Origin of the sequence: Brevibacillus jepli, from assembly GCF_047229145.1 — a bacterium.
Classification (GTDB): domain Bacteria; phylum Bacillota; class Bacilli; order Brevibacillales; family Brevibacillaceae; genus Brevibacillus.
In genome coordinates, this window is sequence record NZ_JBFEFW010000020.1 from 26,281 (window position 1) to 41,457 (window position 15,177).

Below are 15,177 nucleotides of genomic sequence, written 5' to 3' on the forward strand. Positions count from 1 at the left end.
TGGGGAGGGATGTCCTGTTAGAACAAAAACCCCGCACTCACGCGGGGTTTTTACTTGATTTCGCTTATTTATAAACGGTGTAGTTTCCGTTCACAAAGATGATTTTGTAACCGGTACGCTCCGTGATGGCTTTAAGAGGCAGGGCAGGAACGTTGTTTTTCAACTGAACCGCTACAGGTAGCGTTACATTTTTTCCATTGATCGTCGCTACGTTGGAACCGACCTTGAATTGCATGACCGTATTTCCGCTCACAACTTTTGCAGTCGTTTTGGTGTAGCTGACCGATAACCCGAGGGCATCACGGAAAAACGTAGTTGGCATCAGCGTGTTGCCATTTACGATATACGGTGCAGCTGCAAGCTTGGTTGTTTTGCCAGCCTTCGTAAAGGAAGCGACGTTCTGCTTGAAGCTCACGCCATTCAGAGCCACGATGGTTGCTGGACGAGCGAAGAGCAAGCCTCTCTCCTCGGAATTGTAGACACCAATGCTGTACACACCTGGCGTAGCCGGATTCACAATTCCTGCAGTCTCGGCGATATTGATCTGAGCTGCTGTTTTTGCCGGGATGTCCTGGGAAGGAATAATGATCACATTTTGTCCGCGTACACCAACAAAACTAGCGGCAACACCGTTCACCGTTACTGTATTCGCTGGCAAGTAGGCTGGAACACGGAAGCCGACAGGGAGTACGACCTCGATGAAGCCCTGATTGCGAACAATTGGAGCACCCATGGCTTTGATGCCGATTGAAAGACCCGCAGGAGTAGATGCAGTCGCCCTCGTCAGCCCAAGCGTCGCCAGCGTATTATCCACCGCGACTGGTGGAGTCACTCCAGTGATTTGGAAATCCTTCGACTTATAGGTCTTGTTGTCGACCTTAGCCGTCACGGTATACGTTCCCGCTGTTTTCGGAGCGGTCAGGTAGCCTTCAAACGCGAATTTGATACTCGCGCGGTTCGTACTATTGAATCCATAAGGCGTACGGAAATAAACCTTATTTCCCAACGCGCTTACATTCGTCACCTGTGAACCATTGATGGTGACACTATTGCTGGTGAGAATTGGTGGAACTGTTACCCCACTAGGGAATTCGACCTCAATTTCTGCGTTCGATCCCAGCTTGGAGGAAAGATCCATATCAAACGTATAGCTCGTACGTGCTCCCGCTGAACTGTCCGACAAAGAGACGGTGAACGGCGTACTGCTTGTGTTTGTAATCTCTACATCTTTTGACTTGTATTCCTTGCTGTCATATTCGATTTCATACGAATAGTACTTGTCTGCTTTGGATGGGTTTACAATTCCCGCTGAGGAATCAAACTCCAGCTTTATGTAGCTATCGCCGTCTGCACCACTCGGAACCTCAATCCGAATCGAGTCGTTGTCGACAATTGAGACGTAATCTGCCTTGTACCCATTTACCTTCACATCAGACTTGCTGATGCTCTTTGGCAGCATGTCTTTGGAAGGGAAATTGACATAAATGTACTTGCCCTCTTTCAGCTTGCTCTTCGAGGAGAGATTAAATTTTCCGAGCGTTAAGGAGATTCCGTCCTCGGCATTTTTACTGCTATGGGAGGCCTCGAAGTCCCCCTTACTGCTGCTACTGCTGCTGCTCGAAGATTTGCCGATGCTGATTTTTTGACCCTTGTAGCTGTTTTCCTCACTCGTTTTTACTTCGATCTCGTAGCTGCCCTTGTCTTCCGGGTTGGTGATATTATCAATAGTCAGAGTGAGAACTGTGCCTTTTTTGATTCTTTCATCAACTTCAATCTCAACTACATTTTTGCTGACGGATACGCTGTCGATGGAAATCTCATCATCATCGTCATCTTCAAGCGTGACGTCTGATGTCTTCATTTTTTTATCCACGGAATACTCCGAAGGGAATCTAACGTAGATACTGTCACCCGCTGTTAATTCCTTATTGATTTCAAACTCAATCGTATATTCCGTTTCTTCATCTACATCTGTATCGTCTGCCGAAACATCCTCCATAGAGAGAGCATAAGCCGCTTTTGGCTCGAGCATCAGTGGACTTGCCAACACCGCAGTGGCCAGCAGTACTGAGATCCCTTTATTTACGCTTTTGTTCAACGGTAACGCCTCCTTCTCTACAATTCCTTTCTATGATAGGAAAAGTTCGGCAGGAAAGGGTTACAGAGTGGTAACGAATGATTACTGCCTCATGCAAAAGAAGCTGCCCGATGACACAGGCAGCTTCTCCCTTGTACCTATTACTGGTTCGACAGGCTCTCTAAAATGGCATCGCCTCTCTCGCCAATTTTCACGATGGCGTACTTGGCATTGCGCTCCACTTCAAGTCCGGTTCCTTCTGGGACAAAATAGCTCTCGATGCCGTACTCCACCCGTCTGTAACCGATTGTGTTTCCATTAATAATCACATCTGATGACTGAGGCTCGTAAGTACGGTTCCATTGACCATCGAGCTCATGAAAGCCACTGTAGCTGTACACGCCATTTGCTTGTTGACGGAGTACGACGCGAATCTTATCCCCTGAGTCCATCTCTTGTTGATCCAGCGTGGATATGGTGTAATCAAGTCTTACGTAATCACCTTGCAGCAGCGAACGAGGATCGAGTGGGGCAAGCTCCAGCTTCACCGTTTTTCCTCTGGCAAGGATCGTCTCACTGCTCCATACTTGATAGCCAATTAAAGCAAACTGCAGCAAAATGACAGGAACCAGCACAAGCGCTTTTCTCGCAACGATTGTCGGTTCCGTTGCCGGCCACTCGATTTTCGAGCGACGATCCCACCAAAGGGTAACGATGAAAAACAACAGGCTGAGCAGAAGCAGGCTCAGTGACTTATGCAGCAAGCCCCATAGCATGTCGTAGTACTTCATGATGAGAAAAGCAAACCAGAAACCGAGCACGATTCCGAATCTCACCTTATTTTGCTGATGAATTGTCCGGTACAGCAAATACGTGCTGAATATGAAAAATGCGAGATTCACTACCACATTCATGGTGACCGATTGAAAATGTTCCTCTGTCAGGATCAAGAGCGAGAGGAAGGCGTACACCAACGAACTGTTTTGCAAAACTACTGGCAGTCGCTTCACGTAATGCATCGCCAACTGTGTAGCAAATATGATCAGCAGCACAAGCTCATAGGAAGCTATGTACTCATCCAGCTTCACAGCCAGGACGACTAAAAAGGTCAGCTGCGTTAAAAGCCGTGCCGGTATGGCAGAGACAGCTTTCCACACGTATAGCAGTGCCAACAGGAAAACGATCCAATACGCTCCTTCTAAAAAGAGAATAGAACCAACACTGAGCATATACCCCATTGTGAGCAGCGTATATCGCACCGTTGAATTCATTCTCTTCATAAACACTACGGGGCCAATAAAGCCAATTAATGAAAGGAAAAACAGAACATCGATAACCGTTTCCTCTTGTATGATCAAAAAAAGCAGCCCTGTTAACGAAATGGCTCCAATCGATGCAGCAATGGTCGTGACGAGAACCGTAAAGGCCTCTTGAAAAAATGGAAGCCATTTGCTTTTTTTATCCCCGGTTTCCTTGCGAAGCCAATTAATTCCCGCTACAGCCCCCCAAACAATGAGTACGGTCAGCAGCAGCATCAAAACAAAGAAGCCCTCAGAAAAATACATCACCATGTACGAAATGAATTTGACGAGCACAAAAAGCGCGAGTAGCGAAGCGGTAACGATCAGAAACCCGCGACTCGGCACCCATTTTAAAAAGATGACAAACAGAACGCCCCCCGTCAAAATATACAAAAGCTCCGGAAGCGGACCGTATACTTCAGTGAAGGATGACCCGAAAAGACTGACGGAAAAGGTCAGAAAAGCCAAATAGTAAATCGGTTTGGAGTTCAATTTCCCCGTAGAGGTTAGCCAAAACAAGATGATATTTCCCAAAGCAATCAACCAAAACATCATGAACCACCATACATCCTCACGCACTACATGAATGACGGACGGATCGAGAAAGAAGTAAATCGCCAAATGAGCAAGGACATAGCTACTAACATAGAACGGCTGATAGCGCGTCAAAATCGCGAACAGCAGATTCGGAATGAGCCATACCACGAACAGCATGTAGCTGTCTGCATGGGAGTTGTATATTTGTCCCAACAAAGCCACACTGATGCCAAAAGCCAATCCTCCAGCCACAAGAAGCCAGTTGCTAAGAAACGAATGTCGTTTGATGAGGCGCAATCCATAGGATAACAAATAAAAAAGAACGATAATCGCTACACTGACGCCGATCTTTTGCTCTCTGCCCATGAGCGGCCAATTCGAGGCAAAAAAGTACAGTACGGATGAAAGCAGCAGCGAAATGGACAAGAAGTAACCCGTGCGAACTCCGTTTTGTTGCATGCAGCCCACATCCTTTCGGAAATGCTTTCACGTACTCTCATTATATCCGTTGACTGGAAAAAATGGATGAAAAAAGACCGCCATCGCGGCAGTCTCTGTTCGCATACACTACCCTTTGAGGTAGGCGTCTTCTTCTTTTTCATCACGTGGTACTGGAACTTCGCCAATGACGGTATACAGCGAAGCCGCTTCTTCCTTGCGCGGGTTTTCCTTGATGTCCTCTACTTTGACCGACACGATTTTTTGTCCGAAACGAATCGCCAGCTTGTCCCCGATTTTCACGTTGCTGGACGCCTTTGCAGGGCGATCGTTAATTTCCACGCGCTGTTTGTCGCACACTTCTTTTGCGAGCGTGCGTCGCTTGATCAGTCGAGACACTTTCAAATATTTATCGAGTCTCATGTTTAGCTTCCTCCCACCATTTGTCCATCTCTTGCAGGTCTGTCTGCTCGAAGGTACGACCTGCCTCGTGCAGCTTGCCTTCAATATAGGAAAAACGCTTCTTGAACTTGTTGTTCGTCAATGCGAGGGCTTCCTCCGGATCGAGCCCCAGGAAGCGTGCCAGATTGACCACCGCAAATAGCAAATCACCCAGCTCGCCAGCACGTTCTTCCTCAGATGCTTCTTGCAGCTCGCGGTACTCCTCGTCTACCTTTTTGTACACGTCCGCTATATCATCCCAGTCAAAACCGACTTGGGCTGCTTTCTTCTGCAGCTTGTACGCATACATCAGTGCTGGCAAATCACGCGGTATTCCCGCTAACTGAGATTCAACCGCTACATCAATGCCTTTTGCCGCTTTTTCCTGTGCTTTGATTTCCTGCCAGTTCGCCAGCGCTTCCTCGGAATCATTCGCGCTCTTCTCCCCGAATACATGCGGATGGCGGCGAACCAGCTTCTCATTCAACGTAGCAACAACGTCATCTACCGAAAAGTATCCGTCCTCGGCTGCCATCTGTGAATGCAGCATGATTTGCATCAACAAATCACCCAGCTCTTCACACATCGCATCTGGATCATCGTCGTCGATTGTCTCCAAAACCTCGTACGTCTCTTCAATCAAGTTTTTGCGAATGCTTTGATGTGTTTGCTCACGATCCCACGGGCATCCATCCGGACTGCGCAAAATAGCGACGATCTCCTTTAGGTAGGAGAATTGTCGGTACGATACCTTCTCGTCCTTCGTCGGTGGTACATACACCAGAGACAAATTCCCGAAATGATCGAGTCGGTCCAACTCATACAACGGCACGGTCTCAATAATTTCTTGTCCCGCTACCCCTACTGCTGTCGCTACCGTCACCTCGTAATCGTCCGGCAGCACTTCCATCAAGGTCAGCTTCACATCCGAGGCAACGAATGCATCATACACTTGCGCAATAATCGTATGCAGCCCCGGTGATACTTGATGAGCTGCGAGTGCCGTACCATCCAGCAACGAGAATCCCTCGATCGGGTCGATATGTAGGCGGGCAAACAAAGGATCGATAAAGCTCTGTCCACCGCCAATTTCGATATCCACGCCACGGTTTGGTCCCTCTGCAAGCAACAGCTGCACGGTACGCTCCGCCACCAAAGGATGACCAGGTACGGCATAGACGAGACTGCCGGCTTCCTTTACTCGTGTAAAAAGTCGCTCCACAATATCCGTGTACACATCCGAAAACGTTTCGTACTGCTCATACACTTCGTCAAAGGACTCAATCGCGATGCCTTCCGCTACCAGCTCTGCCACGACAGGATGCTCCTTCGTGCGTAAATAAAGCTGTTTGGCAGCTTTGAGTGTACGATAGATGCCATAAGGTAGCTGGTCCAAATCGCCGGCACCAAGACCTACTACAGTAATGGTATTATTCTTCATTTCCACTCATCACGCCTCCTTTTTATTCATTCTTGAACTCTCCGCTGGGAGGAGCTTATATTTCGTTAACAACGAAGCAATTTGCTTTCCTTTTGGTAAAAATTGAATATCGTTTCTCGTGAGCCCACCCGTTTTCAATAACGCCAAGAGATAAACCAATGCTCCCGACCCCACAGCGATCAATCCTACAAGTGTATGGAACAAGCGATTCGACAGGCCTGCATTTCCGAGCACAGTATTTGCCAGCCACTCGACAAGCAGCACAACAATCGACATGACCACGACGGACAAGAACGGCTTTTTCACTGTTTGGCGCATACCGATGTGTGCACCCGTGTATTTGATTACAGCAAGAACGTTCAATCCCATGGCGACCAAATAAGCTAAAACGGTGGCCACCGCCGCGCCGGAGATACCCCAGAACGGAACGAGCGCCAGATTGAGGATGAGCTTCACCAATACACCGATAAACAGGTTGCGAGCAGGTCGCATTACACGTCCCAAACCTTGCAAAATCCCCGCGCTGGCAATACTCACCGTGGCGAAAATAATCGTGAAGGACTGTACGGCAAGTGCCTCGGTACCATTGCTGTCTCCGTAGAGCATGACGTTGATCGGCTCTGCCAACAGAGCAAGTCCAAAGGAGGCAGGCAATCCCAACAAGAAGGTCAGACGAATCGCTACTTCAGAACGATGAGCGATGAGCTGATGCTGTCGTTGGGCAACGGCTTCACTAATCGCAGGCACCAATGCAAGAGACAAAGAGGTAGCAAAGAACGTACCAAACTGAATCAGTGGCTGTCCGCGGTCAAACGCACCCTTCGCGAGCTTGGCCAAATCTTCCGGAGTCCCGCTCCATTGCAGCATATTGACGACGGTCATCGAATCCACAAGCGGGACAAGCGGCAGAACCAATGCGCCCATACAAATCGGAACGGCGTAGGTCAAGAGATGACGCAATATCTGACGATTGGTCCACGAATGCGCTGTTGATTGCTGAACTTGATTGATTGCCAGCTGCCCCATCTTCTTGTCACTTCTCCAATACCAGAGCAAGACGAGAATGGCAGCAATCGCACCTGGAAACGCAGCAAAAACGGCACCTGTACCAGCTAAATACGGGTCCTGATACATATTCATCGCCCAGAATGCAGCGACCAGAATAAAGATCACGCGAATGAACTGCTCAGCAACCTGCGAGACGCCAGTCGGCATCATATTTTGATGCCCTTGAAAATAACCACGCAAGATCGCTACCATCGGCACCAGCGGCAGTGACCAAGCTACCGCTCGAAGTGGGGTAATCAAATGCTCATCCCCCATCATTCGGGCAATCATAGGTGCCCCTCCATATAACAGTAAGAAGAAAAAGAGCCCGAGAACAACCAGCGATATACTGGCTACTCGAAACGCCCTGCGTGCCCCGAGTGCATCCCCGACAGCGATGCGCTCTGAGACGATCTTGGAGATGGCGATGGGAAAGCCCGCCGTCGCCAGAATTAACAACGTGGTGTACAGCGGGTATACTTGCATATATACGTACAAGCCGATATCTCCGGCAATGTTTTGGTATGGGATGCGGTATACAGCGCCTAAAAGCTTGGAGACAAGACCGGCAATTCCAAGTATCGCCGCGCCTTTCACAAATTGAACGGAAGCCTTTTCTTGAGCCATGTGCGTGAAATTTCTCCTCTCCAACCTAAAACTTTGTTCATTATACCACAAGCCATTAGGCACAAGAAAAACAGCCCCGGGGTACGAGGCTGTTTTGGGTTATTCTATGCTATTGCTCCATCTGCTTGGCCAGGAAACCTGCCGCTGTTTCCGACATTTTGATCTCCAAATCACTCATCTTGGTGGACTCGTTTTTGTTGAGGAGGATCACTGACCCGATCGGATCGCCTCCTGCAACAATCGGTGCGATGACGAACGAGCCTAACGTCTCGTTCATATCACGACAAATTTCATAAGAACCTGCGTTTTTCTCCAGTCGGGTCTTTCTCTCCTCCAGGCACTTCTCGACAATACTGCCAATCGCCTTCTCCAAGTATTCCTTTTTGGAGGCGCCTGCTACAGCAATGACACTATCCCTGTCTGAAATCAGTACGGTATGATTCATACTTTCGTACAATGAGTCGGCGTATTCTTTTGCAAAATCACCCAATTCTCCAATCGGTGAATACTTTTTGAGAATGACTTCTCCGTCACGATCCACAAAAATCTCAAGCGGGTCGCCCTCACGAATGCGCAGTGTACGACGAATCTCCTTAGGAATCACGACCCGACCGAGGTCGTCAATTCGACGAACGATACCAGTTGCTTTCATGTCTTGTTGCCTCGCTTTCCCGTAAGAAGTGGGTAGTGAATAGATGGTGATTGGTTAGTTGTATTTTTTCCTCAAATTCTAATTTTAACTATGGGTGATGGCATCAATTTTTACCAGTTGTTTCAGTTACTCTCCCCCGGGTGGTAGCGAGTGATAATAGTATTTGCCCATGTTTCAAGAATATGCGAGAAAACGAAAAAACAGGGAAACGAATTCCCTGTTTTTCTTCGGACCTCTTATTTCTTCGGCGCAGCTTCGTTTTTGGATTGCGGGATGTTGAATTTGATAATGAGCTTGTCCAGCTCGTTTTTGCCGAAAGCTTCATAGCCTTTTTCCAGAGACACAGCTCGGAGTTGCTCTTTCATCTCATCAAAGGTCTTTTCTTTGCGATTCTCGACCTTAATAATATGGTAACCAAAATCAGTTTTTACTGGAGGGCCTACTTCACCGACTTTTTGAGTCAGCGCTGCCTCTTTAAATTCTGGTACCCATTGGGTTACATCTGCGTCAGCGTACAAGCCGCCAGATTCCTTGCTGCCTGGGTCATCTGTAAACTCAGTTGCCAGCTTCGCGAAGTCTTCACCTTTTTTCAGACGGGATACCAAATCGTTTGAAATCTTCAATGCTTCTTCTGGCTTGCGCTTCTCTGTAGAGATCAGGATGTGACGAACAGAAGCTGTGGTACGGGAAGCTTTGTCCATCTCATCATAGACTTGCTTCAGCGTAGTATCGTCAATACTCTTTTGCAGCACGTTGATGGATTGGTTGATCAAGTCCATCTGACCGACAATCATGTCCTTCGTTACGCCTTGGCCTTCCATGAGCTTGTTGAACGCGGCTTCATCCTTGCCCAAAAAGCCCATGTACTGCGTTTTGATTTTCTCAAATGTTTTCTCAGCGAGTTCTTTGGACTCTTTTTTCATAGTAGCGTCCGAACGGCTAGCCAGGATCTTCGTAGCTGTATACTCACGCGCGAATGCCTTCAATGCGTTGTTGTCAGCCATTTCAATCATCATACCTTGTTGCGGATTCATGAAGTTGATGACACGCAGGAACTCTTCGAACTCTTTTCCTGATGTCGTACCTCCCTGATATTCAACAATAGCTGCCTTCGGATCTACTGTATACGGCAGTGTTAGCTTAGGGAATTGTGCCAAAGGATCGTTAGCAGCAGCCTGGTTGCCGCCATCTGTCTGATTTGCTGGAGTTTTTGAATCTGGTTTCGCTTCTTCTGCTTTTCCGCCACATCCAGTCATGAGTGCCACGACCAGAACAGCAGAAGATAGAATCGCTACAGAACGTTTCATAAAATAAGGTTCTCCCTTCCCGGGTAAGCTCTCTTGTCATTTAAGATACAGGGCTCTCCGTACCGGTGTCTCTTCGCACCTGGTGAAATTGACGTAGCAGCTTTTCAACCAACTGCACGCCCTCATCTTCTCTTAACCCCTTTACTTTAACAGCAATCGTGATCTGTTGTCCACCCGACAGCCCAACCCGCTTGCTCCAGTTACTGGTAAGCGCAAACAGGGCTCCACCATCGATGTTGTTGTTCTGACTAGGGTGCAGGAACAATTTGATCTCATCTGGATTTTTTTGGCTAATTTCGGTGATGTGGTGCTTCAAGGCATAGACACGCATTCGGGAAATGGTCAAAAGATTATCAACTGGCTTCGGAACCGGTCCAAAACGGTCGAGCAGCTCATCGGCCAAGTCGTCCACGTCCTCCAACGTAGACACTGCGACAAATTTTTTGTACATCTCGATTTTTTGTCGGCTGTCCGTAATGTACATGGACGGAATATAGGCATCCAGCTGAAGATTGATCTCCACAGGTGTGACGACTTCGTGTTTGACTTCGCCCTTCAGCTCATCAATGGCCTCTTTCAGCATCTGGCTGTACAAGTCGAACCCGACCGTATTAATAAAGCCATGCTGCTCTGCGCCCAGCAAATTACCGGCACCACGAATGGACAAGTCGCGCATCGCGATCTTGAAACCAGAGCCGAGCTCGGTAAATTCCTTGATGGCTTGCAGACGTTTTTCCGCTACTTCTGTCAGCACCTTGTCCCGTTGGTACGTAAAGTAAGCGTAAGCAATTCGATTGGAACGTCCTACACGTCCACGCAGCTGATACAGCTGGGACAGACCCATTTTGTCGGCGTTGTAAATAATCAGTGTATTGACGTTCGGGATGTCTACCCCGGTCTCAATAATCGTCGTGCTGACCAATACGTCAAAATTCCCTTCCAAAAAGTCGAGAATGACGCCCTCCAGCTCGCTCTCGTTCATCTGACCATGCGCCACTGCGATGCGCGCATCAGGAACCAGCATGGAAATCTGCTCTGCCATCTGTTCGATTCCTTGTACTTGGTTGTACAGGAAAAATACTTGCCCATCACGAGCCATCTCGCGCTCGATCGCTTCCCGAACCAAAGCAGGGCTGTAGTCCATCACATAAGTCTGTACAGGGAAACGATTTTCGGGCGGCGTTTCGATAACAGACAAATCACGTACACCAAGCATCGACATGTGCAAGGTACGTGGAATCGGCGTAGCGGTGAGTGTCATGACGTCCACATTTGTTTTAATTTGCTTCAGCTTTTCCTTGTGGCTCACCCCGAAGCGCTGCTCCTCGTCTACGATTAACAGGCCGAGCTCGCGGAAGGTCAGGTCTTTGGAAAGCAGGCGGTGCGTACCAATGACGACATCGACTGTGCCTTCCTTCAGTCCTTTTAGCGTAGCATTCTGCTCTTTGCGAGAACGGAATCGGCTCAATACCTCAACACGAATCGGATATTCCGCAAAACGCTCACGGAACGTCTCGTAGTGCTGCTGAGCCAGAATCGTAGTGGGAACCAATACAGCTACCTGTTTGCCGTCCATGACAGCCTTGAAGGCAGCCCGAATCGCAACCTCTGTCTTACCGTAGCCCACATCCCCACAAACGAGGCGATCCATCGGACGTTTGCGCTCCATGTCCGATTTGACTTCGGCAATGGCACGAAGCTGGTCTTGTGTTTCCTGATACGGGAACATTGCTTCGAATTCACGCTGCTCCGTCGTATCGACAGAGAATGAATGACCGACTGCTGCTTCGCGCGCTGCATACAGCTTGATCAAATCTTCGGCGATATCCTTTACAGACGACTGGACTTTATTTTTGACCCGCTTCCACTCGCTGCCGCCCAAGCTGTAAATCTTCGGCTGAGCTTCTTCGCTCGCCACATACTTCTGCACATGGTCGATTTGATCAATCGGAACAAACAGACTGTCCCCTGCTGCATATTGAATATGAAGGTAATCTTTATGAATTCCGAGAATTTCCTTGGTTTCAATTCCAAGGTATTTTCCAATCCCGTGATTTACGTGCACGACGAAATCACCAGGCTTGAGCTCCAGGTAGTTTTTGATACGCTCAGCGTTGTTCATCGTCTGCTGAACTTTGCGCGCCTTGCGCTGTTTCGCGGTAAATACTTCACCTTCCGTAATGACAACCAGCTTGTTTAGCGGAAGCTCAAAGCCTGTCTGGAGGTTTCCTAATATGATCGTAGGTCGCCCCGGAGGTACTGTCTCCACTGCTTCTGTTAAAACATCCGCTTCCATTTCATAGTCATGCAGGACACGCTCCAGTCGCTTCGCACGCTCCAAATCGGCTGCAACAAAGACGATCTGATCCTGGGACTTCTTCCAACGCGCCAGCTCTGTTTTCAGCACGTTCATCTGTCCGTGGAAGTTTTGCATGGTACGACAGGTTAGATTCACGATGTTTTGTGGCTGGGTCTTCGGTGATTGTCGCAAAAACAACGAGAGGTAGACAATTTGGCGTTTTTTCGTCGACACGATTTCGTCATACGTACGCGACAGGCTAAGATTGGCCATATACTCGCCCTGGATGATCCGCCCTGTGAGCCACTCCCCTTCCTCTTTTTGCAGTTGCGCTGCCGTATCGAGCACACGGGAAGGCTCATCTATGATCAACAAAGTCTCAGCTGGCATATAGGACAATAATGTATCCCCGGTCGGGTAAATGACGGAGATGTACGAATAAAGCTGGGAAAAACGCTGTCCTTGCTTCATTCTCTCTGCATCAGAGCCGATTCGCTCCATGACTTTTTCCTTGGCAGCCCCATCCTTCAATTTGGCGATGGTTTCACCAAGCTTTTGTTCTAAACGAATAGCTGATTCCTGCAGCAACGGAGTCGATGCGATCATTTCCTTTGCCGGACCGAGAATGTAGGTCTGAACGGATTCCAACGACCGTTGCGAGAGCATGTCAAACGTACGAATCGAGTCGATCTCCACATCAAATAGCTCAATCCGCACCGGCCACTCCGAATCAATCGGATACAAGTCGATAATTCCGCCACGAACACTCAATTCGCCTTTGCGCTCAACCATGTCCACTCGCTCATAGCCAAGCTCAATACAGCGAAGCAAAAAGGCCTCGATATCGAGCTCATCACCGACGGAGAGCTGGATTTGTGCTTCCTTCCATACATGCGGGGGAACGACCAAGCGACGCAAGCCAGCAAAAGGCGCAACCAAAAAACCCGTAAAGCCTTGGGCCAGACGGTTGAATACATGAATGCGCTGCGCCAGCATCTCTGGACTGGCAATAGCAAGCTCAGAACCAATCAGTTCATTTCCGGGATAAAGCAACACTTGATCAGAGGGAACCAACTCGATCAAATCTTCGTATACTTTTTGAGCCTGGTACATGTTATGCGTCACTACACAGACCGGACGATCTGACATTTGTTGTAGTGTCGCCATCAATACTTGGCGGGCGGAACCAGCTAACCCGGAGACAAGCTGCTCATGTAGCCCTTTCTCCAAACCAGCCACGATAGTCCCGACGTTCGTGTCCTGTTTCATCGGGTTAATGATGACTTGCATTCACTAATCCCCTCTCTAATTCTTCTATCATCCGCAGGTTAGCCATGCGAAAAGAAGCCTTAGCTCCCCAAGCTAAGGCCTTGTCAGTGCAAGCCTTCCTAATGAGTATCCACTTATTGAAGTGGACTTCCGACTAGCGAAAGCTCTGGATGCTGAATCAGCGCTTCACGGCAGTAGTCGCACGTGATGCTGACGACCGTATCTCCACTTTGTTCTCTCGATATTATAAGAGCACGTTCCTCCGGGGTCAAGGAATCAAACCCGAGCTGCGCTTCTGTTACTTGCGATTCGTCAAATTCTGCAATCTTCATGCCGCAGCAACGACATGTGTAGCGTATGCTCATGTACATACCACCCCCATACTGTTCTATCGCTTAGTATGGACGATCGGGTGGGAAATCATACTACTTCTTCAAGGTGTTGTAATGGTTCATCACCTTTAAAAACGACTCTCTTGTCCACATCGCACAAGCATCGGCAGCCAGGCTCACCGCTTCTTGAATGTCGGCTCTTTCCGCTACTGGAAACGTATTCAAAACATAGTCACTGACGCTGCGCCCCGGTTCAGGACGACTGATCCCAACCTTAATTCGTTTGAATTCCTGTGTGCCCAAATGCTGAATCATCGACTTGATGCCGTTGTGCCCTCCAGCGCTGCCCTTTTCACGCAGTCGAAGATGTCCTGTCGGCAAATCAAGATCATCGTAAATGACGACGAGATCATCGGGAATCAGCTTGTAGAACTTGAGGACCTCCGCTACCGATTCACCAGAGAGATTCATGTATGTCTGAGGCTTCACGAGCAGTACCTTCTCCCCTTCGATCCGGCCTTCGCCAACGAGTGCACGAAACTTGTTTTGCGTAACAGGAATTCCCCATTTGTCGCTAATCTTATCTATGGCCATAAAGCCAGCATTATGTCTGGTGTCTTCATATTTTTTGCCGGGATTACCCAATCCAATTATGACTTTCACGTTTATTCCCTCCTAGCTCTCTCCCCATTGTACTCGAATGGTCACGTGAACAAAAGTAAAAGGGCCCAGATGAAATCACCTCGACCCTTCTTTTCCATGCCCTTGTTTTATTCGTTAGCCGTTCCTGCTTTTTCGGCGACTGCTTCTGCTTCTTGCTCCGCATCTATCGATTCTTCGGACTTGGCCTTCACCGGCAGAACACTGATCAGCACTTCCGTAGATTCAAGCCCCAGATCTACTCCGGGCGGGACATTCAGATCGGAAACCAGTACAACATCCCCGATATTCAGTCCGTCGACATCCACCAGGAACGATTCCGGTATGTTGCCTGGCAAGCAAGTCACTTCCACACTGTGGCGGATAAGGGTCGCCACACCCAGCTCCGGGTCTCCCGTCATGAGGACAGGCACGGTCGTGTGTATTTTTTCATTCATATTGATCTTCTTAAAATCGGCATGCAAAATGTTCCCCTGCAAAGGATGCCGTTGCAGCTCATAGACCATGACATCGTGCGTATCCCCGTCTACACTCAACCGGAACGGCTTATTCGTTGACTGGTGACGCAGGGCAGCATCCAGCTCTCTTCCTTTGATCTGAATGGTCCTGTTGCCCACATCGCTGCCATACATAATACCGGGCACCCAGCCTTCCCTGCGAAGTAACTTTACTGCATTGCCTGTCTTTTGTTCGCGTGACTGTGCCTGTAATTGTTCCACAAAAAAAACCTCCTTAGGACCGCTAGTAAA

Annotated in this window: 11 protein-coding genes; all 11 read right to left on the bottom strand. The window is 48.6% G+C overall.

What is annotated here, in order from left to right; all coding sequences use genetic code 11:
* Positions 1–64: 64 nt before the first annotated feature.
* Entirely contained in the window at positions 65–2,098 is a 2,034-nt protein-coding gene (locus AB1L17_RS20535; protein WP_412847038.1) for a copper amine oxidase N-terminal domain-containing protein, read from the bottom strand.
* Positions 2,099–2,238: 140 nt separating this feature from the next.
* Positions 2,239–4,374 (bottom strand): GDYXXLXY domain-containing protein, encoded by a 2,136-nt coding sequence (locus tag AB1L17_RS20540; RefSeq protein WP_412847037.1) that lies wholly within the window; start codon positions 4,372–4,374, stop codon positions 2,239–2,241.
* Between the two features lie 108 nt (positions 4,375–4,482).
* Complete coding sequence (locus AB1L17_RS20545; RefSeq protein WP_012683879.1) at positions 4,483–4,776, bottom strand: RNA-binding S4 domain-containing protein; 294 nt, start codon at positions 4,774–4,776, stop codon at positions 4,483–4,485.
* Positions 4,763–6,235 carry a bifunctional methyltransferase/pyrophosphohydrolase YabN gene (yabN, locus tag AB1L17_RS20550; protein ID WP_412847067.1) on the bottom strand — a complete coding sequence of 491 codons (1,473 nt, stop codon included), beginning with the start codon at positions 6,233–6,235 and terminating at the stop codon, positions 4,763–4,765. The genes AB1L17_RS20545 and yabN overlap by 14 nt, the downstream gene beginning before the upstream one ends.
* Before the next feature lie 9 nt (positions 6,236–6,244).
* A complete protein-coding gene (locus AB1L17_RS20555) occupies positions 6,245–7,909 on the bottom strand; it encodes a putative polysaccharide biosynthesis protein (RefSeq protein WP_412847036.1) in 1,665 nt (554 codons plus the stop codon).
* Between the two features lie 109 nt (positions 7,910–8,018).
* Positions 8,019–8,561 carry a stage V sporulation protein T gene (gene spoVT / locus AB1L17_RS20560; protein WP_412847035.1) on the bottom strand — a complete coding sequence of 181 codons (543 nt, stop codon included), beginning with the start codon at positions 8,559–8,561 and terminating at the stop codon, positions 8,019–8,021.
* Positions 8,562–8,797: 236 nt separating this feature from the next.
* Positions 8,798–9,868: a peptidylprolyl isomerase gene (locus AB1L17_RS20565; RefSeq protein ID WP_412847034.1), complete on the bottom strand. Its 1,071-nt coding sequence runs from the start codon at positions 9,866–9,868 to the stop codon at positions 8,798–8,800.
* A gap of 40 nt (positions 9,869–9,908) precedes the next feature.
* A complete protein-coding gene (gene mfd, locus AB1L17_RS20570) occupies positions 9,909–13,457 on the bottom strand; it encodes a transcription-repair coupling factor (RefSeq protein ID WP_412847033.1) in 3,549 nt (1,182 codons plus the stop codon).
* Positions 13,458–13,570: 113 nt separating this feature from the next.
* Positions 13,571–13,801, bottom strand: a complete 231-nt coding sequence (locus AB1L17_RS20575) for an anti-sigma-F factor Fin (protein WP_412847032.1) — start codon at positions 13,799–13,801, stop codon at positions 13,571–13,573.
* A gap of 60 nt (positions 13,802–13,861) precedes the next feature.
* Positions 13,862–14,431 carry an aminoacyl-tRNA hydrolase gene (gene pth, locus AB1L17_RS20580; RefSeq protein ID WP_412847031.1) on the bottom strand — a complete coding sequence of 190 codons (570 nt, stop codon included), beginning with the start codon at positions 14,429–14,431 and terminating at the stop codon, positions 13,862–13,864.
* 107 nt (positions 14,432–14,538) lie between these two features.
* Complete coding sequence (locus AB1L17_RS20585) at positions 14,539–15,147, bottom strand: 50S ribosomal protein L25 (protein ID WP_412847030.1); 609 nt, start codon at positions 15,145–15,147, stop codon at positions 14,539–14,541.
* Positions 15,148–15,177: the final 30 nt, after the last annotated feature.

Excerpts from the sequence above, each read along its gene's own strand:
- AB1L17_RS20540 (WP_412847037.1), bottom strand. The coding sequence starts at position 4,374 with ATGCAACAAAACGGAGTTCGCACGGGTTACTTCTTGTCCATTTCGCTG.
- AB1L17_RS20545 (WP_012683879.1), bottom strand. The coding sequence starts at position 4,776 with ATGAGACTCGATAAATATTTGAAAGTGTCTCGACTGATCAAGCGACGC.
- yabN (WP_412847067.1), bottom strand. The coding sequence starts at position 6,235 with ATGAAGAATAATACCATTACTGTAGTAGGTCTTGGTGCCGGCGATTTG.
- AB1L17_RS20555 (WP_412847036.1), bottom strand. The coding sequence starts at position 7,909 with ATGGCTCAAGAAAAGGCTTCCGTTCAATTTGTGAAAGGCGCGGCGATA.
- spoVT (WP_412847035.1), bottom strand. The coding sequence starts at position 8,561 with ATGAAAGCAACTGGTATCGTTCGTCGAATTGACGACCTCGGTCGGGTC.
- AB1L17_RS20565 (WP_412847034.1), bottom strand. The coding sequence starts at position 9,868 with ATGAAACGTTCTGTAGCGATTCTATCTTCTGCTGTTCTGGTCGTGGCA.
- mfd (WP_412847033.1), bottom strand. The coding sequence starts at position 13,457 with ATGCAAGTCATCATTAACCCGATGAAACAGGACACGAACGTCGGGACT.
- AB1L17_RS20575 (WP_412847032.1), bottom strand. The coding sequence starts at position 13,801 with ATGAGCATACGCTACACATGTCGTTGCTGCGGCATGAAGATTGCAGAA.